The organism is Paenibacillus sp. S02 (assembly GCF_019454065.1).
Taxonomy (GTDB): Bacteria; Bacillota; Bacilli; order Paenibacillales; family Paenibacillaceae; genus Paenibacillus; species Paenibacillus polymyxa_B.
Map to the genome: position 1 here is coordinate 3,426,704 of NZ_CP073682.1, position 18,910 is coordinate 3,445,613.

General features: G+C 47.3%; 19 protein-coding genes. 8 read left to right on the top strand and 11 right to left on the bottom strand.

Annotated features, from left to right (window positions below; genetic code table 11):
* Positions 1–59 precede the first annotated feature (59 nt).
* Complete coding sequence (locus KAI36_RS15085; protein WP_220025307.1) at positions 60–1,661, bottom strand: ABC transporter substrate-binding protein; 1,602 nt, start codon at positions 1,659–1,661, stop codon at positions 60–62.
* A 272-nt stretch (positions 1,662–1,933) separates the two neighbouring features.
* Between KAI36_RS15085 and KAI36_RS15090 the strand changes: the two genes are divergently transcribed.
* On the top strand, positions 1,934–2,851 hold the full coding sequence (locus KAI36_RS15090; RefSeq protein ID WP_025723122.1) for a LysR family transcriptional regulator: 918 nt from the start codon (positions 1,934–1,936) through the stop codon (positions 2,849–2,851).
* Between the two features lie 339 nt (positions 2,852–3,190).
* Here KAI36_RS15090 and KAI36_RS15095 read toward each other — a convergent pair whose 3' ends face one another.
* From KAI36_RS15095 to KAI36_RS15115, 5 genes are all read right to left on the bottom strand, one after another.
* Positions 3,191–3,331, bottom strand: coding sequence for a hypothetical protein (locus KAI36_RS15095; RefSeq protein WP_023989112.1), 141 nt, complete (start codon positions 3,329–3,331; stop codon positions 3,191–3,193).
* An 81-nt stretch (positions 3,332–3,412) separates the two neighbouring features.
* On the bottom strand, positions 3,413–4,213 hold the full coding sequence (locus KAI36_RS15100; protein ID WP_220025308.1) for a hypothetical protein: 801 nt from the start codon (positions 4,211–4,213) through the stop codon (positions 3,413–3,415).
* A gap of 71 nt (positions 4,214–4,284) precedes the next feature.
* Complete coding sequence (locus KAI36_RS15105) at positions 4,285–4,704, bottom strand: hypothetical protein (protein WP_220025309.1); 420 nt, start codon at positions 4,702–4,704, stop codon at positions 4,285–4,287.
* A gap of 236 nt (positions 4,705–4,940) precedes the next feature.
* On the bottom strand, positions 4,941–6,221 hold the full coding sequence (locus tag KAI36_RS15110) for a helix-turn-helix domain-containing protein (protein WP_220025310.1): 1,281 nt from the start codon (positions 6,219–6,221) through the stop codon (positions 4,941–4,943).
* Positions 6,222–6,246: 25 nt separating this feature from the next.
* Positions 6,247–7,062 carry a carbon-nitrogen family hydrolase gene (locus tag KAI36_RS15115; protein WP_220025311.1) on the bottom strand — a complete coding sequence of 272 codons (816 nt, stop codon included), beginning with the start codon at positions 7,060–7,062 and terminating at the stop codon, positions 6,247–6,249.
* 177 nt (positions 7,063–7,239) lie between these two features.
* Here KAI36_RS15115 and KAI36_RS15120 point away from each other — a divergent pair, with 177 nt between their 5' ends.
* The 7 genes from KAI36_RS15120 to KAI36_RS15150 all read left to right on the top strand — a co-directional run bounded on the left by KAI36_RS15120 (position 7,240) and on the right by KAI36_RS15150 (position 14,618).
* Entirely contained in the window at positions 7,240–8,421 is a 1,182-nt protein-coding gene (locus KAI36_RS15120) for a pyridoxal phosphate-dependent aminotransferase (RefSeq protein ID WP_220025312.1), read from the top strand.
* A 241-nt stretch (positions 8,422–8,662) separates the two neighbouring features.
* A complete protein-coding gene (gene proB / locus KAI36_RS15125) occupies positions 8,663–9,868 on the top strand; it encodes a glutamate 5-kinase (protein WP_220025313.1) in 1,206 nt (401 codons plus the stop codon).
* 12 nt (positions 9,869–9,880) lie between these two features.
* Positions 9,881–11,173, top strand: coding sequence for a glutamate-5-semialdehyde dehydrogenase (locus tag KAI36_RS15130; protein WP_220025314.1), 1,293 nt, complete (start codon positions 9,881–9,883; stop codon positions 11,171–11,173).
* Between the two features lie 39 nt (positions 11,174–11,212).
* Complete coding sequence (proC, locus tag KAI36_RS15135) at positions 11,213–12,079, top strand: pyrroline-5-carboxylate reductase (RefSeq protein WP_220025315.1); 867 nt, start codon at positions 11,213–11,215, stop codon at positions 12,077–12,079.
* Entirely contained in the window at positions 12,076–13,287 is a 1,212-nt protein-coding gene (locus KAI36_RS15140) for a 2,3-diketo-5-methylthiopentyl-1-phosphate enolase (protein WP_220025316.1), read from the top strand. The genes proC and KAI36_RS15140 overlap by 4 nt, the downstream gene beginning before the upstream one ends.
* Complete coding sequence (locus tag KAI36_RS15145; protein ID WP_220025317.1) at positions 13,284–13,961, top strand: 2-hydroxy-3-keto-5-methylthiopentenyl-1-phosphate phosphatase; 678 nt, start codon at positions 13,284–13,286, stop codon at positions 13,959–13,961. Before KAI36_RS15140 ends, KAI36_RS15145 begins: the two co-directional genes overlap by 4 nt.
* Positions 13,962–14,618, top strand: coding sequence for a methylthioribulose 1-phosphate dehydratase (locus KAI36_RS15150; protein ID WP_220025318.1), 657 nt, complete (start codon positions 13,962–13,964; stop codon positions 14,616–14,618).
* A 204-nt stretch (positions 14,619–14,822) separates the two neighbouring features.
* Here KAI36_RS15150 and KAI36_RS15155 read toward each other — a convergent pair whose 3' ends face one another.
* From KAI36_RS15155 to KAI36_RS15175, 5 genes are all read right to left on the bottom strand, one after another.
* Positions 14,823–15,434: a flavin reductase family protein gene (locus tag KAI36_RS15155; RefSeq protein WP_220025319.1), complete on the bottom strand. Its 612-nt coding sequence runs from the start codon at positions 15,432–15,434 to the stop codon at positions 14,823–14,825.
* Between the two features lie 164 nt (positions 15,435–15,598).
* The gene (locus tag KAI36_RS15160) at positions 15,599–16,381 is read right to left on the bottom strand and encodes a hypothetical protein (RefSeq protein WP_220025320.1); all 783 of its coding nucleotides are present in this window, start codon (positions 16,379–16,381) and stop codon (positions 15,599–15,601) included.
* 1 nt (position 16,382) lies between these two features.
* Positions 16,383–17,648, bottom strand: coding sequence for a multi-tm2 domain protein (locus KAI36_RS15165; protein ID WP_220025321.1), 1,266 nt, complete (start codon positions 17,646–17,648; stop codon positions 16,383–16,385).
* Positions 17,649–17,742: 94 nt separating this feature from the next.
* Entirely contained in the window at positions 17,743–18,213 is a 471-nt protein-coding gene (locus KAI36_RS15170) for a hypothetical protein (RefSeq protein WP_023989126.1), read from the bottom strand.
* Positions 18,210–18,884: an RNA polymerase sigma factor gene (locus tag KAI36_RS15175; protein ID WP_305954142.1), complete on the bottom strand. Its 675-nt coding sequence runs from the start codon at positions 18,882–18,884 to the stop codon at positions 18,210–18,212. The genes KAI36_RS15170 and KAI36_RS15175 overlap by 4 nt, the downstream gene beginning before the upstream one ends.
* Positions 18,885–18,910: the final 26 nt, after the last annotated feature.

Below are 18,910 nucleotides of genomic sequence, written 5' to 3' on the forward strand. Positions count from 1 at the left end.
AAGTTAGATTTGCAGACAATCCGGCAGACTTTTTAAATAAATTGTGGGCCGTCAAGGATCTAATTACCTTTCACACGTACATCTTCAAAACGAACGCTGTTATTGGGAAGCACGACCAGGCCATCAATGGAAGAACGAACACCTTTCAAAATATCCGGATAATAAAGCGGGATATAAGGTACCTCATCTGCAAGGATTTGTTGAAGCTTGGCGTAAATTCCCGCACGTTCTTCCCCATCAGGTGTTTTTTGCCCCTCGTGCAGGAGCTTGGTAACTTCATTGTTCGTGTAATGAGTCCAGTACGACTTGCTAAAGCCTTCCGGGTCTGTCTGGAAAGCGAGGATCGAGTTGGCTTCTGGAGAATCCGCCTGTCCGCTGTTGATCATTGCCGAAAAATCATAGGCAAAGAAACGCTCGCGGAATGAGGCCAACTCAACAGATTCGATTTGAATGTCTATGCCGATCGTTTTGGCGGCCGCCTGAATAATCTGTGCCTCCTGAGTTCTTGAGTTGTTACCAGAGGCAATGAGCAATTTTGTAGAAAAGCCATTAGGGAACTTTGATTTTGCAAGCTCTGCTTTGGCAGCGTTCGTATCAAAGCTGAGCGCTTTAATCGTATCGTTCGTGTTGTAGGGAATGGCTGGCGGCAAAAGCGAATTGGCTGGCTTTGCGAAACCAAAGGTAACCGCATTGGTCAATCCATTACGGTCAAGTGCCAACGCCAACGCACGGCGAACGTGCACATCCGAAAAATGCTCGTCCAGGGTATTGAAGAACAATTGCTCTGTCACCCAGCTTCCATTGGTCGCCACCTTGGTATCAGTTCCTTGTTTTAATTCATTTACATTTTCAAGAGCTACAGACTCAATAGCATCTATCGCGCCAGCCTTCAGCTGGTTAATCGCTTGGCTGTCATCTTCAATGAGCTTGTAGACAAGTTCATCGATATATGGCTTGCCTTTCTGCCAATAGTATTTATTTTTGCTGAAAGTAAGATCACCAGCAGAATCCCATTTCTTAACGACGAAGGGACCGGTACCGACCGGATTCTTAAAGAATTCTTTTTCCGAGACACCGCCGAAATCCTTTGGAAGGATGCCGTTGGAAAAGTTTGAGAGTTCAGAAATAAACGGCGTATACGGCGCTTTAAGCTTAATTACAAGTGTTTTTTCATCTTGAGCCGAAAGCGAAGCCACCTGTGCCGCTATTGCAAGAGGACCTCCTACATTCAAATGACGCTGAATTGAAAAAACCGCGTCCTCGGCAGTAACTCCTTTGCCGTCTGAAAATTTCAAGCCATCGCGTAAAACAAAAGTATAGGTTAATCCATTCGCGCTAATATTGTGCGACGCTGCAAGCCAATCCACAATTGTTCCATCACTGTTAAAGGCGACTAGTGGCTCAAATACTTTGTCGATAGCAAAAGCATTATTTGATGTAATCTGATTATGCAAATCAAACGAGGTTACGGAAGCCGGGCGGCCATATGTAAAGGTTCCCCCTTCCGCAGGTTGATCAGCGGTTGTGCTTGGGTTAGTTGCGTTTGTATTTTTATCTGCATCATTTTTGGAGCCGGAGCATCCTGCCACGAGAACCAATAAAAGAAATGCTAAAGATCCAACCAAAAACGGTTTCCTAAAAGATACAATAAGTTTGGACATCCCATTTTCCCCTTTTCTCCAATAAAACATATTGTTTTAATATGAATAACATTATGGATGAACCCATTTGCCATGTCAAACAGAATTAAATACCATAATTTATAAAATCAAAGATAAAAGTAAACATAGGGATTTTCCAGCTTGTGAACACATGGAGTTCATATGGGATTGGGAATTTCATTATATTATTGTATAATCAGTCTATGAAGTAATAGGTAAATCTTATAAGCCGACAACCATTATAAAAGCGTATAAAAGGGGTTTAAAACTCGATGGAATTCAGACAACTTCAATACACCCTGCAAATTGCAGCGGAAAAAAACTTCTCACGCGCAGCAGAAAAACTGCATATTGCTCAGCCCTCTTTGAGCCAACAATTGTCCAAACTGGAAAAAGAACTTGGGGTACTTCTATTTCAACGTAACACCAGCACGGTGGAATTAACACATGCAGGAGCAAGCTTTGTGGAAAAGGCAAAAAAAATAGTTGATGCAGTCGAGCAGCTCCGGCAGGAAATGGACGACATTTCTCAACTACGAAAAGGGAAGGTTGTGGTTGGCAGTATGCCCATCACAGGTTCTCATTTGCTGCCGCATGTGCTGCCTGTATTCAAGAAAGCTCATCCGGACATTGAAATCGTGTTGGTCGAGGATTCATCCATGAATCTGGAGAAAAAAACTGCCAGTGGGGATACAGATCTCAGCCTGCTATCTCTTCCATTAGTAGAACCTACACTTTCCTATGTGCCCATCGGTGAAGAGTGGATTGATCTTGCCGTTCCTCCGGGTCACCCTCTAGCCCTGCGTAAAAACGGAGACCATCCGCAGCCTGTGCATATGGAAGAACTGAAAGATGAGCCTTTTGTCGTTCTGAAAAAAGGGCAAGGCTTTCGCAAGCTGACGATGGATTTGTGTCATCAAGCTGGCTTTGAACCCAATGTGGTGTTTGAGAGCACTAATATGGAGACGCTCCAATCGCTCGTAGCGACAGGTATGGGGGTGACACTCGTCCCCCGTTTTATCGCCCGGGCCGCCAGCAGCGAGTTTGTTCCAGCACTATTGCCACTCGCCGAACCTACCCCTAGCCGTACCCTAGCCATTGCCTACCGAAACGGACGTTATTTGTCTAAAGCTGCCGAAGCCTTTATTGATACCTTCCGAGAAACGGTCGAGCAACTTTCTCAAAAGTAGCTTCGAATGTGAAAAGGACCGTCTTCCTCCCCAGCCAAAGCCAGAGAAGAAGACGGTCCCGGGGCTTCGCCCCTATACTTTCAATACTTCATTTACTTTACGGGTTCGATTACACTGTTGCGATGTTGCTTCCATCTGTCCTTAACGAACCACATTTCATGTTCATTTGAATTTCATGTCAGCCTCGCCTGATTACTTTACGCTTGCTCGGAAACTCCACTTTATCCATCCCGCATCACTTCTTTCCTTAAGGTCTCTAGCCTTGGTCTCCCAAGAATGTCCTACCTCAATTCCAATGTGCTGTGTGATCCCAAAGTGCCTGTCCTCGCCTTTTTGTGATCAGGGTCTCCCTAAATCTGGTGGACTTTTATCCTGATCATAGCCCATTTCATAATTGTTTCCGACAACCTGTCTATTTAAGCCTCTCGGCCGTGACAGGCCATCCCTATTCGCCAGTTCGGATCTACTTTGGTTATCCATCGTTATCAACCTCCTGGTGTCGGGATACTATTATAATACACCTATGGGCTGTAACTGAAACAGGTATCGAAAATTTTTTTATTATCTAGAAGAACCAAATGCTTGCTGTACCTCGGCTTCACTCACTTGTGTTTTAAAGACCAATTTCGAAGGATCTTGAGATGAATAAATGACCTCTATAATACTTCCCTGCTGTAGCTTGGATAGTTGGGGAAAAAAAACATCCTTTTGCGTGGTTACATTAAATGTATCGCCGTTGTTTTTCGTAACACTCAGCGTAAATTGAAGCTTAATTTTATTAGGTCCTGCTTCCCCCATGGGTGTGACATCCAGCACCTTCGCATATGCCTGCTCACCGGTTTTGGCAATTTCCATCAGCTCAGGCGATACGCCCTGCTTGACCATTTGCTCATTCATTAACGCTTGCAAATCCGTCTGCGACACCTGCCCTTTCAGGTCAAGTCCTACTTTCAGTTTATCTTTCTCCGATACGACCAACGGAATGATCGAGCCTGGCTGAAATTGAGCCATGGAAGTCAAAGGAATAATCGTCGTCAAAGCAGTATCATATTTGTCTTCTCCATGTTTGGTTACGGTCAACCCGAGCTTTACCTGCGGCTGATTGTTTACATAAGTCCCTGTTAGCTGAACACTTGTAATGATCCCAGCCCCAGGAACACCCTTCTTGACCTTGCCACCTCCAAAAAACACACCTAAAATGCCAGGTAGAAAAATAAGTGCAAAGCCTATATAAATTAACGGCCTATACCACGGGGCATCCATAATCACAAATGGATCATCCCATAAATAGTTAGCCAAAAATGGTGAGAAGCCTACACCAAACACTAAAAGTACCCCGATCATACTCAAAAATCCTTTCATCCTCCAAAACCCCTTTTTCAATCATCTGTTCAAATTATATGTCAGCAAGAAATGTGAAACGAACTACTCATTTACGCTGTCACCAGACCCATATAAATCAGCTCCGATGGATTTACCGGATTGCTCCCCAGACCCACCGTATCTCCAGGCCGCGGAATTTGCAACTTGGATACGAGCGTTTCCAACGTTTTTGGGTATCGATTACCGTTTACTTCCGTCACATCTAGCACTAGCACCACGATCGGATCAAAATTCACGAGCTTCCCGGTATCTGTTACCGAAATAACAACCGCAGTCGCTGCCATCGACAAACCACTGTTAGCCGCCGTTTGAGCTTGTCTTGCCGAGTTTAGGCTTTGGTTAATCTGTTCCCGATGCTCTTTGGGTACCAAACCTTTCATAAATAATCCTGACAGGCCTTTATTCATCAGTTGATCTGCATGTTCTATCGCATCCTGCTGTTTTTTCTTTTTCCCGAATAAGTTCATCATGTGGTTGCACCTCGTATTTTGTATTGTCGTTCCTTATGAATTCAGTATAAAAGAGGGTATATGGCATCACAATACGTTTTGGCGCATACAAAAAAAACCGAAAAAACAGAGCTTTAACCTGTACTTTGTCGGTTTATTTTTGAATTTTGACATGGTTTGCACAAAATTTTGCACTCTTCCGAGCATTTTTTCGAACGATCCATCCGATAGTTTTGTGAAAAGCGAATGATTTTAGGTTATTTTTTACGCAAAAGATAGACCAATTTGCGATAATACGCCGATGATTCTTTATAACGACGACTGTCCTCGGACACAACTGCCAGCGTTTCATATAACTGTTCAAGCCGCGCTGGATGCTGGAGAGCTTCAAAATAAGGCAAGCATTGCAAGGCATGCATCCAAAAGGCGTCCTGATTCCCTTGGGCAAGCGCCAGTTGGCTCTCATAAAAATCAAGCCCCATTTGCTGATCTGTTGTCAGATTTGTTTTACGCAGTTGATCCAAATGCTGTGAGAGAAGCCCCCAATTTTTTCGCGCAAACGCAATCTCACAGCGATAAATTAGCGTAACGGGCAGCATCATCTGCTGCATTTCCTCCCGCTCCCGGCTCACCAGCGCTTCAAAACGCGCCACTTCCTCCAAAGCCTTATCCAGCTCGCCAATCGATGTCAGCATAATAATCCGGTTGTTCAGAATGGTCGTGAGCATATCTGCCGCATTTTCTAAATAAACCAAATTGGCCTCAGCCATAGACAACGTTAACAGTGCTTCCTGTACAGAACCCATGGCAAAACAATATCCGCTGTAGGCCACATACAGGCCCGTCAATCGGTGAAAAAGCCGATCATCATATACCCTGCGCATCGTCTGCTCAAATACCTGCTTCGCCTGATCAAATTGCTTGACCTGAATACAGGCCTCCATCATAATGTTTTGCGCATTCAGCCAGTTTTCCGTCCCCTCTTCCACCAGACGGCTTAGCTGCGTTACGTTATTCAGCACATCATAATAATGATTTTTCGAGCGGAAATACTGGATTTTATAAAATAAAATTGCTTTTTTTAGCGGTGCGGGCAGCTCCACCTCATCCGAGCGACCAAACTTCTCCAAATAAAAATTCAAATAGGTTTGATGTAAATATTCATAGGCCGTTGGGTCATTTAATTGCTGGTAATAAACGGCCTTCATCAAATAAGTCGTCATTTCCACCACAAGCGAATCGTTGCGATCCTCCAGCTGATCCACATAGCTTTCCGTGGCAGGATTAGCTAGCTTGGACAGCTCTGTGAAAATCTTATCCGCTGTAGCCAGCGTCTCCTCATCCTCTGCCGCTACACGCAAGAGGTAGAATGGGTTTACACCTAAACGCCCAGCAATTTGCTCGGCCAAATCCTCTGCCAACGGGTAACGGTCAGCCAGTATATTTGCAAAATGTGCGGGTGTCACCAGCCCGTCTACCAGCTCTTTACGGGACAGATTTTTCTTTTTACACAAAAATTCAATGCGTTCCTTAAGCATGGAGTATTCCTTTCTACACTGATTATCAGTCATACAGTGAGGGACGCCGATCTTCAAACACCGGAATACGACCACGTACGTCCTGCACCAAGGCAGACTCAATCGTTCCTGTGATGATCTCCTCCTGCTCTCCGCCCTCCGCAATGATTTCTCCCCATGGATCAATAATAAGCGAATGCCCGAAGAAATCAGTATCTCCGCTGCGACCTACCCGGTTACAAGCAATGACATACATTTGATTTTCTATAGCACGTGCGGTTAGCAAGGTGCGCCAGTGATGAAGCCGGGGATGAGGCCATTCTGCGGGTACGATCAGCAAATTTGCACCCGACAGGGCCAAACTACGGGCTAGTTCAGGAAAACGAATATCATAGCAGATCGACGCACCTGCCCGAATCCCGCCATCCAGTGCGAATAAAATCTTTTCTTCGCCAGGCTGCAAATATTTTTCTTCATCCATAAGTCGGAATAGATGAATCTTGGAATACGAAGCAACCTCTCTGCCTGTTCGGTCAAAAACGAGCATCGTATTATACACATGACCGTCGCTTTTTTTCTCTGCGATCGACCCAGCTACTACGTTCACTTCATGGGTGGCAGCGAATGCTGCTATCCATGCCCGAGTCTCCGTCCCTTCCTTGTCCGCCAGCTCATGAATGCGATCTAAGGCATAGCCTGTGTTCCACATTTCTGGCAGGACAATCAGATCCGGCTTCAGTTCGACTTTCATCGCTTGTTCCATTAAAGCTCGGATATGACTGCGGTTTTCCGGGGGATTTCCTATCTCTATGTGAGCTTGTATGAGTGCAACACTGAACGGCTGAGCTTCCTGATACGTCAAAATCCTTCATCCTCCTTGTGAGCTAGAGCTTCCTGTGACCCATTGTCCGGTATTTTCTCCCATCATAGCCCGATCAGTCTGGATTACGCAACCATGCAAGCTTAATTCCCCCCTATACAACTCGGTAAAATCGTGATAGATTATTTTTTAAACTATTCCAAAAGGTCGTGTGAATTGATGACTCCTTTTTCTATTCCCTCCGCTGACGTCATGAAACAGTTACCCACTCAATTTTTTGCCACACTTGTACAAAATGTAAACCGTGAAATCGCGGCGGGGCATGATGTCATTAATCTCGGACAGGGGAACCCAGACACTCCCACTCCTTCTCATATTGTAAAAGCTTTGCAGGAATCAGCGGATAATCCGCTGTATCATAAATATTCGCCATTTCGCGGTTACAGCTTTCTCAAGGAAGCCGTTGCCCAGCGCTATCAGGAGGATTACGGTGTAACGCTCAACCCTGAAACCGAGGTCGCCATCCTGTTTGGCGGAAAAACGGGTTTGGTTCAGCTGCCGCAAGTCTTACTCAATCCCGGCGATGTGTGTCTCGTCCCTGATCCCGGCTACCCGGACTACTGGTCTGGTGTAGCCTTGGCTAAAGCGGAAATGTCTTTTCTCCCATTAAAAGAAGAGAACCGTTTTCTGCCCGATTATGAAGCCATTTCCGAGGAAGACCGCCGCCGCGCCAAGTTAATGTTCCTTAACTATCCGAATAATCCAACCTCGGCAACGGCTCCATTTTCCTTTTACGAGGATACGGTTGAATTCGCGCAACGTAACGGTATTGTAGTTGCCAGTGATTTCGCCTATGGCGCTATTGGATTTGATAGCGAACGTCCGGTAAGCTTCCTACAGGCTGAGGGTGCTAAAGACGTGGGGATTGAGTTCTATACCTTATCCAAAACGTACAATATGGCAGGCTGGCGTGTTGGTTTCGCGCTCGGTAATGCCGAAATCATCTCGATGATTAATCTGTTGCAGGATCATATTTATGTAAGCTTGTTTGGCGGTATTCAGGCAGCGGCGGCGACAGCCTTGACGGCCTCGCAGTACTGCGTAGGCGAGCTGGTAGCCCGCTATGAATCACGCCGTAACGCTTTTTATGATGCACTTGGGCAAATAGGCTGGAAGGCGACGCGCCCAAGCGGCTCCTTTTTCAGTTGGTTGCCTGTGCCGCAGGGCTATACTTCCACTTCTTTTGCCGATCTGTTGTTGCGGGAAGCCAAGGTGGCTGTCGCTCCAGGGATCGGCTTCGGAAGTGGCGGCGAAGGATATGTGCGAGCGGGACTGCTGAGCTCAGAAGCTCGACTGACCGAGGCGGCTGATCGAATTGGCAAGCTAAACCTGTTTGGTTAAGCCGTATTTTCCAGCTACAACTTCTTTGCCAAACCTGGTCTTTTCGTGGTATTCTGTATCCAATATCATTTAGCGCGTTGAAGGGACTATTAAGAGAGACTCGGTCCTGTTCAGAGAGTAAATTCCGATAGGCTGCAAGAATTTACCTGGACTCTCTCCCAACTCCTATCCCCGAGCGCCCTGCGCAATCAGGCGGTCCCTGCCGTTAACAGGTTTCAAGTGGGATGATCATGAATCATCAATGAAGGTGGTACCGCGGAAGCACAAACTTTCGTCCTTTGCATACAAAGGATGGAAGTTTTTTTGCATTAAAAAGAGTAAAATTAAGGAAGTGGACGTCTTGTCAACACGAATCGTCATTAAAATCGGAAGCAGCTCTCTAACTGGAGTGGAAGGTGGCTTGAATCGGGAAGCCATCGCTTATTTTGCCCGGGAAATCAGCTTGCTTCGTGAAAAAGGTCATGAAGTGCTGCTGGTTACATCAGGTGCAGTAGCCGCCGGATTCAGAGAGATTGGGTACCCGTTTCGCCCTAAGCTACTGCATGAAAAGCAGGCGGCAGCGGCTGTTGGTCAAGCTCTTCTCATGCAGGCCTATGAGCAGGCTTTTAAAGATTTTGACCTAGTGATCGCGCAGGTTCTACTGACCCGTAGTGACTTTTTGAGCCGCAAACGGATGAATAATGCCGGAATGACCGTAGAAGAATTGCTGCGCCAGCAGGTTATCCCGATCTTTAACGAAAATGATACTGTATCGATTGACGAATTGAAATTCGGCGATAACGATATGCTGTCCGCGCTGGTTGCCAATCTGGTCAAAGCTCAGCATCTGATCATCATTACGGACACCGATGGCGTATATACGGCAGATCCGCGCAAGCATCCGAATGCCGTACGTTTTGAACGTATCGAAGAAATTACAGAGGAGATTTATGCATTAGCTGGAGGTTCTGGATCGTCTGTAGGTACTGGCGGCATGCGTTCCAAGATCGAAGCTGCCAAAGTCGCCACACGCGGCGGTGTGCCTGTATATGTGGGACGTGTAAGCGCGAATGGCGATCTAGACGCAGCCGTCGAAGGACACGGACCGGGAACTTATTTTGACACTCACCTCTCTTCGCTTCCGATGAAAAAACAATGGCTTGGATTTATGTCCACCCCTCTGGGCGCGGTGCATGTAGACGAAGGGGCTGAGGAAGCGTTGGTCCACGGAGGACACAGTCTACTTCCGGTTGGCGTACGACGTGTCGAGGGCAGCTTTCATGCCGGAGATGTCGTTGAGGTGCTCGGACCGGAAAATAAGGTGTTAGGGCGCGGCATCGTCAATTATGACGATGAACAGCTTCGAATTGTACAAGGATTACCCAGCGGCGAGGTTGTGGGCAAAATTGGTCCCATTCACCGGCTTGAGGTGATCCACAGGGATGAATGGATTACATTATGTATGTAGGGAGGCCGTAACATGAGTGATTTAACGACTAACACAGCTGCAACCGAGGAGAATAAGTTTAGCGAAGTACGAACCAAAGCCAATCTTGCCAAAAAAAGTGCCGGGGTCATGAACCGCCTGACTACAGCACAGAAAAACGAAGCATTGCTTGCTATGGCTGAAGCTCTAGTAAATCATACTGAAGAGCTAATTGCAGCAAACCATAATGACCTGAAACGTGGACGGGAACAGGGAACATCGGAGTCGCTGCTCGACCGCCTCAAGCTGACCGAGGACCGAATCGGAGCTATTGCCGAAGGATTACGCCAAATTGTGGCACTGCCTGACCCGGTCGGCGACACCCTTGAGCAAATTGAACGTCCAAACGGTCTGAGAATTGAGAAGATACGTGTACCGCTGGGTGTCATCGGCATCATATATGAAGCGCGTCCAAATGTAACCGTGGATGCCGCGGGCCTGTGCTTGAAAACAGGCAATCCGGTTGTGCTACGCGGTGGTTCGGCCGCCCTCTTCTCCAACCGCAAGATTATCGAAGTACTCCAGCAGGCACTAGACGCAACAGCTGTGCCACGCGAGGCGCTTCAACTTATTGAAGATTCAGACCGTGCCTCGGTCAACGAAATGCTCACCTTGAACGGCTTGCTGGATGTAATTATTCCACGCGGCGGGCGTTCACTCATTCAAAATGTTGTTCAGAACGCTACCGTACCTGTCATCGAAACCGGAGCTGGTGTATGCCATACCTTTTTGGACGCTACAGCGGATGCAGCAATGGCCGAAGCGATTACACTGAATGCCAAGGTTCAAAGACCGTCCGTGTGTAACTCGATGGAAACATTGCTCGTACACTCGGATTATGCAAAAGCACACTTAACAGGATTGGCAGAACGCTTTCGTGATGCGGGGGTTGAGCTACGCGGCTGTGCACGCACACGAGAATTGGCTCCTTGGGCTGTTCCTGTTACAGAAGAGGATTACGGCACCGAGTATAATGATTACATTATGAACGTCAAGGTCGTAAACAATTTGGACGAAGTACTGGAGCATATTGCCCGTTACGGCACGATGCATTCAGAGTGCATTGTCACCGAGAACAAAGCCCATGCTGAACGTTTTCTGCAAGAAGTAGACGCGGCAGCCGTGTATCACAATGCATCCACCCGTTTCACGGATGGCTTCGAGTTTGGGTTTGGTGCAGAGATCGGAATCAGCACACAAAAATTACATGCTCGTGGCCCAATGGGATTGCCTGCCTTGACTTCAACCAAATATCGCGTGTACGGTACTGGACAAATCAGGGAATAATATCATAAATCAATCCATATCCTTGGAGGTTATAAAACTATGTGTGAATCACAAACAAAGGTTTTAATTAATGAGCAAATTACGTTTTTCGGAGCAGGGTCAATGGCAGAGGCTATTATTCGTGGGATGACGAATCGTTCTGTCGTCAAACGTGGCGGTATTACCGTCATCAACCGCAGTAATCAGGCTCGTCTTGAAGAACTTCAACAGCAATATGGAGTCTTGTTCCAAACTGAGGATTCCGCCAAAACCGAGCTTCTGCGTCGTTCTCCGGTCATTGTGCTTGCCATGAAGCCCAAGGATGCTGCACAAGCACTTGGACAGCTCGGCCCACTTCTGTCTGATGAGCAGCTGATCATTTCGGTAATCGCCGGATTGTCCATTCGTACGATGCAAACATTGCTTGGCCGCAAGCAGCCGATCGCACGGACGATGCCCAATACATCCAGCTCGATTGGGCTGGGAGCCACAGGCATTAGCTTTTCCAAGGAAATCAGCGAAAACCAGCGTAAAAACGTGCTTACGATGTTTGAATCTGTAGGTACAGTAACGGTTATAGAAGAAGAGAAAATGGATGTTTTGACCGGGATATCTGGAAGCGGCCCTGCCTATGTCTACTACCTGATGGAAGCCATGATTGCCGGGGGAATCCGTGGTGGCTTGACCCCTGAGCAAGCGCACGAACTAACGGTGCAAACCGCGCTTGGAGCGGCACGCATGGTGCAGCAAACCGGAGAGGAGCCTTCTGCCCTTCGCCACAAAATCATGTCTCCTAATGGCTCTACGGTAGCTGCATTGGAAATGCTGGACAAAGGTGACTTCTACGAAACGGTGATTGCGGCGGTGCAGCGGTGCGCTGAACGATCCCGCGAGATGGGAGCTGTACTCAAGGAGGGAATTGAATGAGCTATTGCTTGGCGACCTACCGGGTATACGATGACAAAGCCGATTTTAACCAAAAGGCCCAATCTATTGCCATCGGCATGACGGTGGGCAGCTGGACTGAGCTCCCGCAAGCCAAACGGGACGCGATGCAAAAGCATCTTGGCTCGGTTCATTCTGTGGATATTCACGATGGAGGTCCCGGTGAACGGTACGCCGACCTGACCATCGCTTACCCGGATGTCAACTTCAGCCGGGATATTCCCGCACTGCTGGTCACAGTCTTCGGCAAAATTTCGATGGACGGCCGAATTAAGCTAACGAAGCTGGGCTTCTCGGAAGCATTCCGCTCTGCTTTTCCGGGACCGAAATTCGGTATCAGCGGCTTGCGCGAGCAGCTTGGCGTGTATGATCGCCCTCTGCTCATGAGCATTTTCAAATCCGTGATTGGACTCAATTTGGACGAACTTCGTGAACAGTTTACACGGCAGGCTCTCGGTGGCGTTGATTTGATCAAGGACGACGAGATCTTGTTTGAAAATGTGCTGACGCCGATTGAAAAACGTGTTGAAGCCTGCATCAAAGCCGCCGAAGCGGCTGAGCGTGAAACCGGTAAAAAGCTGCTGTATGCCGCTAATTTAACGGGGCCAACCTCGCTGCTTAAGGCGCAAGCTCTCAAGGCCATTGATGCGGGTGCCAACGCGTTACTGTTTAACGTGTTGGCCTACGGTTACGACGTGCTGCATGAACTTAGCAGCGATCCTGCCGTCTCGGTGCCGATTGCAGCCCATCCTTCGTTGGCGGGAGCTGCTTATCCATCGCCGCATTATGGTATTTCGGCGTCCGTCCTACTCGGTCAGCTTATGCGGCTGGCTGGCGCTGACCTCGTCCTCTTCCCTTCTCCCTACGGCTCAGTGACGATGCCGCGTGAGGAAAACATGGCGATCCGCGATGAGCTGATCACCCCTGATCTACCGCTGAAGGCCAGTATGCCGGTCCCTTCCGCAGGGATTCATCCGGGCCTCGTGCCGTTAATTGTACGTGACTTTGGTACTGACGTTGTTGTCAACGCCGGGGGCGGTATTCACGGTCATCCGCTGGGTACAGAAGCTGGTGGGCGCGCCTTTGTGCAGGCGATTGAAGCGGTACAGCAAAATGTTCCTCTGGCAGAATACGCCCGTACTCACCCCGAGCTGCAATCTGCGCTCGACACATGGGGAGGTGAACGATGAGCACAGCGAAGAAGCCCGTTATTTTTTGCGATTTTGACGGGACAATTACGAACAGCGACAATATTGTCGCCATTATGAAGCATTTTCAGCCTACAGGCTGTGAGCCCATCATGTATCAAATCGTAAATGGGCATACATCTATTCGTGAAGGCGTAGGTGCGATGTTTGCCCTCATGCCTTCGGAGCAAAAGGACGAAATTATCTCATATGTACTTGGACAAGCTGGTATACGCGAGGGCTTTGCACGCTTTTTGGACTATGTACGAGAGCAGCAGATTCAATTTTTCGTCACCAGTGGCGGCATTGATTTTTTTATTGATCCATTGCTAAAACCCTTCGATATTCCACACGACCACGTCTATTGCAACGGAGCGGATTTTTCCGGGGATCGCATCCAGATTACGTGGCCGCATCCATGTGAGGAACCGTGTACAAATGATTGTGGCATGTGTAAAACGACTGTGATTCGTCAATACCCATCCGAACAATACGAACGGATTTTGATCGGCGACAGCCTGACCGATTTTGAAGGAGCTAAAATTGCCGATCTTGTGTACTCCCGTTCGCATCTGACTTTAAAGTGTCAAGAGCTTGGCGTACCACATGTACCCTTTGAAACATTTGATGACATTATCGAGGATTTAAAGCAAAAACAGGAGCAAGGGGTGCTGTAAATGAGTTTTAACTTGGCAGACATTTCATTGGAAGAAAAACGCCGCGCACTGGAAGAACTCGCTGATGTCAAAGAACTATTCGCATCTCGCAACTGGTTCCCAGGCACGAGCGGCAATTTGTCGATCCGAATCGGTGACTTTCATCCCGAACAATTTTATTTTGCAGTCACCGCCAGCGGCAAGGATAAAACCAAGCGTACTCCGGAAGATTTTCTGTTCGTAGACCAGTACGGAAAAGCGGCAGAAGCGACAAACCTCAAGCCAAGCGCAGAGACGCTTATACATTGCGAAATTTACCGCCTGACAGGCTGCGGAGCCGTTTTTCATGTGCATACCGTGTTTAACAATCTGATTTCCGAATATTACGGTGAGCAAAGCGCTGTACCCATCCAAGGTATTGAGCTGATCAAGGCTTTTAACATTTGGGAAGAAAATGCTGCGATTGATATTCCTGTGCTGCCTAATTACGCAGATATTGCCTCGATTGCTAAGCTGGTGCCCGGTGTGCTGAATGATCAGGTGCCTGGAATTTTATTGCGTAACCACGGCATTTATGCGTGGGGCCGTGATGTATTTGAGGCCAAAAAGCATTTGGAGGCGTTTGAATTTTTGTTTGAAACGACCTATCGCTCCCTGCTGCTGAAAACTTTGAAGTAAATAAACTTATAAATATCAAAGATGCGTATCCTTATTTGTAAAAGTGGTCATTGAATATCGAGAACGGAGCCTAAGCGATAGCACAGGAACGTTCTCTTTTTTTATAATAAGGGTATTTCTATTCTACTAGCGACATAAAAGGAAATATGATGAATAAGAATCCTTCTGATATAATTTTGGATATGCTGTAAAAAAAAACGTCCCCTATTGGGGACGCTCCAGCGTGAATTGCTCTCCTAGCTTCGCATAGTTGTTCCCAGCCAAGCGACTTACTGGACGCAACTCCTTAGCAATCACATACGTATTTTGATACGCTTCCTCGGACAAATGATACTGCACTACGCGTCCGATTAACAGATCACAGGCAGGTGTGTCCTCCTGACCTCCCAACGGTATTACCTGTTCCAGAATACATTCCATACGTATTTTCGCTTCTGTCACACCGGGAACTTCGATTTTTGTACTTTTGACCGGGGTAAGGCCTGCCAGTGTAACCTCACTCTCCTGCGGCAACAGACGGGAAGCCGTCACATTCACCGCTCCCACATTGTCCTCGTCTGTGATATGTACGACAAAAGCCTTATGCTCCATCGCATTACGTGCTGTATCTTTGGGTACTCCATCAACACGTTGTACGGATACAGACAGCAGTGGCGGTTCAGAGGATACGATGGAAAAATAACTGAACGGCGCACCATTCAGCACCCCTTCGCTGCTCAAAGTCGTTACAAAGGCTACCGGCCTTGGGATGATACTTCCGGTCAACAGCTTATAATTTTCACGCCCTGTAAGCGTGTCAGGATTCAACGAAATCATTTTTCTCCCTCATTTCTGATTACAATCGCTATTCGACTGCACATCATCAAGTTTCGCCTGATAAGCAAATGCACCATTAGTTAGCGATATGGATGACATCTCAGGCTTCCCTTTCAGTATCGCGTGAATGATACGAAATGTAAAGTTGGAGCCGGAAGATCTCCCTATTTTTCAATTATATTTCCTCGGCTATCGCGCACAGTAACCGTAATTCCCTCAGGTACAGCAATCGTAACATCAAGCTGCTGCTGAGTCTGCATAAACCGTGTCGGAATTTGACCCAGTAATATATACAAGGTATCGCCGATTTGCTTGGTCTGATATAAATCTTGCCCCTTTATTTCGTCCTCTTTGCCTGTGTATACATAACTCCCGAACACATGCACCTCCGGTGAGGTGGTTGCATCAATTTTGACCGCATAAGGATCTTCTCCCTGAACAATCACCTTGGTCACTCCGGCAGGCAGTTTTTCATGCCAGTCTGGGAGAAGCCTTGTTTCCTGAACCGAACTCATTATTTCTCTGACTTGCGGAGTGATCCCCAATGAACTGACCAAGGCAAATCCGATACAGCAAAAAACCAATACCGCCGTAATAAACATACTGAATAAATCATAACGAATGCGCTCACGCGTCCCTTTCCAAGCAGTATACATTAAAATTTCCAACCCCAGCAAAACAAAAACGATAGGCCACCAGGTCAAAGCCTGGTCCAGTATGCCCGCTCCCCAAAACTTGGAGGCAAACGTTATGCCCCCCAGCAGGACGAGGAAAAGTCCCATTGACAGCCTTCCGACTTTCCACACCCCTGCCGGAGCGTTTGACGCTTTAGAGGAACTATTTTTGTTAGACGATGTACCAAATATACCTGTGGAGCCTCCTCCATCACTATGAGGATGATGGGCTCCCTTAAAGGGAGCCTCACTCTTTGAAAACTCAGTATCCATTCTATTGCTTCTCCTTTACTCGTTTAGATTTGGAATTCCCGATCATCATCCAAATACCACCGCCAATCAACAATAAGGATACGATAATCGTCCGTAGATACATGTCAACCAAATTATAAATCTCTCCATTCGGAAACAGACGATCCAGAGTAGGAACTAGTACGTTGATTAAGATGTAATAGGCGCCCAGCAATAGCAACCCTAAGCCTACCCAGCGGTGATATTGTGCAAACATACCGATCACAGGCTTGTCGATTAGCGGCTCCCGTCCATAACGGCTTACTTGCTGCAACGCATCAAAAAAGCTGTAAAACCAAACCACCGGAATCAGGAACAAAAAGAGTGAAAGATGCAGCACGTCCAGTACATAGATGCCTCCTAAAAACAGAAGCATAAGCTGGAGTCCACGCTTTTGCAAACCGATATACATATGTCCAGCACCGGGAAATACCGATAAAATGGTAGCCAGCATTTTACTCCGCCGTCCCTCGACTCTTCCATGCTCCAGTTCCTCAAACAAAGTCCGGTCCTGAAGCATTTCTCCCGCTTGTTTGCGATGTACATGCTGCACCGCATCAAACATGCAATACAGCCAAATGATCGGCAGCACGCCCGCAAACGCCAAAAATCCGGATTCGTTTGTAATGCTGGTAATAAAAACGAGGATCGCTCCAAAGCCAAAGAAAGATAGCAGAAAAGACAAACCACGCTGCATCAGCCCCAAATGAAGGTGTCCCAATCCAGGAATGAACGACAGCAAAATCGTAAAAAAGCGTTCATTCTCCGATCCTTTTTGAAAAGCAGGTGATCCTGCCATACCATAGTGTCCTTGTTGATAATGGTTATAGCCCGGGCCATATCCCATTCCTGCTCCCGGTGCATCCGTATCCGCGTCTGTTGCCCCCTCCGGTACCTCTCCCGTTGAACCTGCATGTCCATAAGGCCCACTTTGCGAGTAATAACCATATGGATTGGGTCCTGCATGTGGGGGATATGGAACAGCAGCTGCACGAGGATCATAACGCAACAAGCTAATAATGATATGCAGCATACTCAGCCCCCAAAAAAGAGCAGCAACAAACATACTGGCCAATAAAGGTAATTCGTCTCTTGATACCACTGAAAAAAACAATCCTCCCGCCAGACATCCGAAAAACAAAATGGTGTATACAAACGCATTGGCTTTTCTGGTCCAGTAGTAGTGTCCCACACCGGGAATGATGTTCAATAGAAATGCCAAGAGCTTGCTTCTTTCCGCATAAGGCATCGCTACACTTCCTTTCTATTTATGGGATTTTGATAAAGTCCCCATTTGAAGGTTGTTGTTTTGAGTTTTTTCGTCTCACCCTTTATCCGATGATTTAGGGCTTTAATTTATCGAGCCAAGTTGTTGTAGCTCGCATGACCTCTTCACTGTAAGAAACGCGTTCTTTTGGAGGAATCGGCTTTCCATCTGTTTGCGGCATCATTTTGTCAAAGGCTCCACTGGACAACAAGATCAACGTTAGGCTTGCGGCGACAACGTAGTGAAACACAGGTTTTTCAAACCAGCGGCGTTTTTTAAACAGAACTTGATTCGGTTCAGCTTCTATCTCGGGAAGAACGGCCATTACCTGATCTGTGAAGCGCTCCGTATCCATCCAGGCAGAATAATCTTTCATAGTTGACTCCAGTTGCTCCAGTGCGACAAGATATAGCATCAGCGCCTGTTCGTCTTCCAGCAGGAGCTTTTCCAGCCGGGCAGACTCCTCTATCGTGCAAGTTCCTGCAATGTAAGCATGCCAGTCATTCGATTTCCCTTCAATCCACGGTTTATCCTGTTGGTCAGTCATTGCCATTCCTCCTCCTTCCAGTGGTTTCGAATCCATAGCCGCGCCCGATAGAGCCTCGACTCTACTGTTTTTAAAGCTACCTGCGTCTCTTCTGCAATTTGGTCGTAGGTTTTGCCCTGCATATAATAGGCTTGAATAATATCCCGATGTTGCTGGGGCAACTGGGCGATTTTTTGCGATAGTTCTTCAATTTGCTCCTCGCGAATGAGACGAGCCAGCACATCCTCATCCCGGGAAGGGAGCTGTACAAGGGATTGTGCGACGTCTATAAGCTCTGCGGGTCGTCTGTCCTGTTTGCGCTTAATATCCAGCGCTTTGTGGAGCGCAATTCGGCTCAGCCACGTTTTAAATCCTTCGTTCCGGTACTGGGGGAGAGACTTGTACACCTGAACGAATGCCTCCTGCGCGGCATCTTCTGCTTCCTTGCTGTCATGCAGTACCGAATAGGCGACATGAAATACATGCTTGCTGTACAGCTCTACGATCTCACGGAACGCCTGCCGGTCACCGGACCGTATTCGTTCAATGATTCTCTCTATATCAATGACGCTCTCCCCCTTCCCAATACTATAGACGCCAGGAAATTTCCTTCCCCTGCATATTTCAAAAAAATATTTAAAAAGGACACACCCTCCTGACGGAATGGTGTGTCCTCTATCATTAAAGCCTATTTACTTGCTTTCATTTCGGCTTAGTT

Coding starts and splice junctions, on each gene's coding strand:
- KAI36_RS15095 (WP_023989112.1), bottom strand. CDS start 3,331: ATGGATAACCAAAGTAGATCCGAACTGGCGAATAGGGATGGCCTGTCA.
- KAI36_RS15155 (WP_220025319.1), bottom strand. CDS start 15,434: ATGATTTCGTTGAATCCTGACACGCTTACAGGGCGTGAAAATTATAAG.
- proB (WP_220025313.1), top strand. CDS start 8,663: ATGAAGGTGGTACCGCGGAAGCACAAACTTTCGTCCTTTGCATACAAA.
- KAI36_RS15170 (WP_023989126.1), bottom strand. CDS start 18,213: ATGACTGACCAACAGGATAAACCGTGGATTGAAGGGAAATCGAATGAC.
- KAI36_RS15100 (WP_220025308.1), bottom strand. CDS start 4,213: ATGAAAGGATTTTTGAGTATGATCGGGGTACTTTTAGTGTTTGGTGTA.
- KAI36_RS15140 (WP_220025316.1), top strand. CDS start 12,076: ATGAGCTATTGCTTGGCGACCTACCGGGTATACGATGACAAAGCCGAT.
- KAI36_RS15150 (WP_220025318.1), top strand. CDS start 13,962: ATGAGTTTTAACTTGGCAGACATTTCATTGGAAGAAAAACGCCGCGCA.
- proC (WP_220025315.1), top strand. CDS start 11,213: ATGTGTGAATCACAAACAAAGGTTTTAATTAATGAGCAAATTACGTTT.
- KAI36_RS15165 (WP_220025321.1), bottom strand. CDS start 17,648: ATGCCTTATGCGGAAAGAAGCAAGCTCTTGGCATTTCTATTGAACATC.
- KAI36_RS15110 (WP_220025310.1), bottom strand. CDS start 6,221: ATGCTTAAGGAACGCATTGAATTTTTGTGTAAAAAGAAAAATCTGTCC.
- KAI36_RS15085 (WP_220025307.1), bottom strand. CDS start 1,661: ATGTCCAAACTTATTGTATCTTTTAGGAAACCGTTTTTGGTTGGATCT.
- KAI36_RS15145 (WP_220025317.1), top strand. CDS start 13,284: ATGAGCACAGCGAAGAAGCCCGTTATTTTTTGCGATTTTGACGGGACA.
- KAI36_RS15090 (WP_025723122.1), top strand. CDS start 1,934: ATGGAATTCAGACAACTTCAATACACCCTGCAAATTGCAGCGGAAAAA.
- KAI36_RS15120 (WP_220025312.1), top strand. CDS start 7,240: ATGACTCCTTTTTCTATTCCCTCCGCTGACGTCATGAAACAGTTACCC.
- KAI36_RS15130 (WP_220025314.1), top strand. CDS start 9,881: ATGAGTGATTTAACGACTAACACAGCTGCAACCGAGGAGAATAAGTTT.
- KAI36_RS15105 (WP_220025309.1), bottom strand. CDS start 4,704: ATGATGAACTTATTCGGGAAAAAGAAAAAACAGCAGGATGCGATAGAA.
- KAI36_RS15160 (WP_220025320.1), bottom strand. CDS start 16,381: ATGGATACTGAGTTTTCAAAGAGTGAGGCTCCCTTTAAGGGAGCCCAT.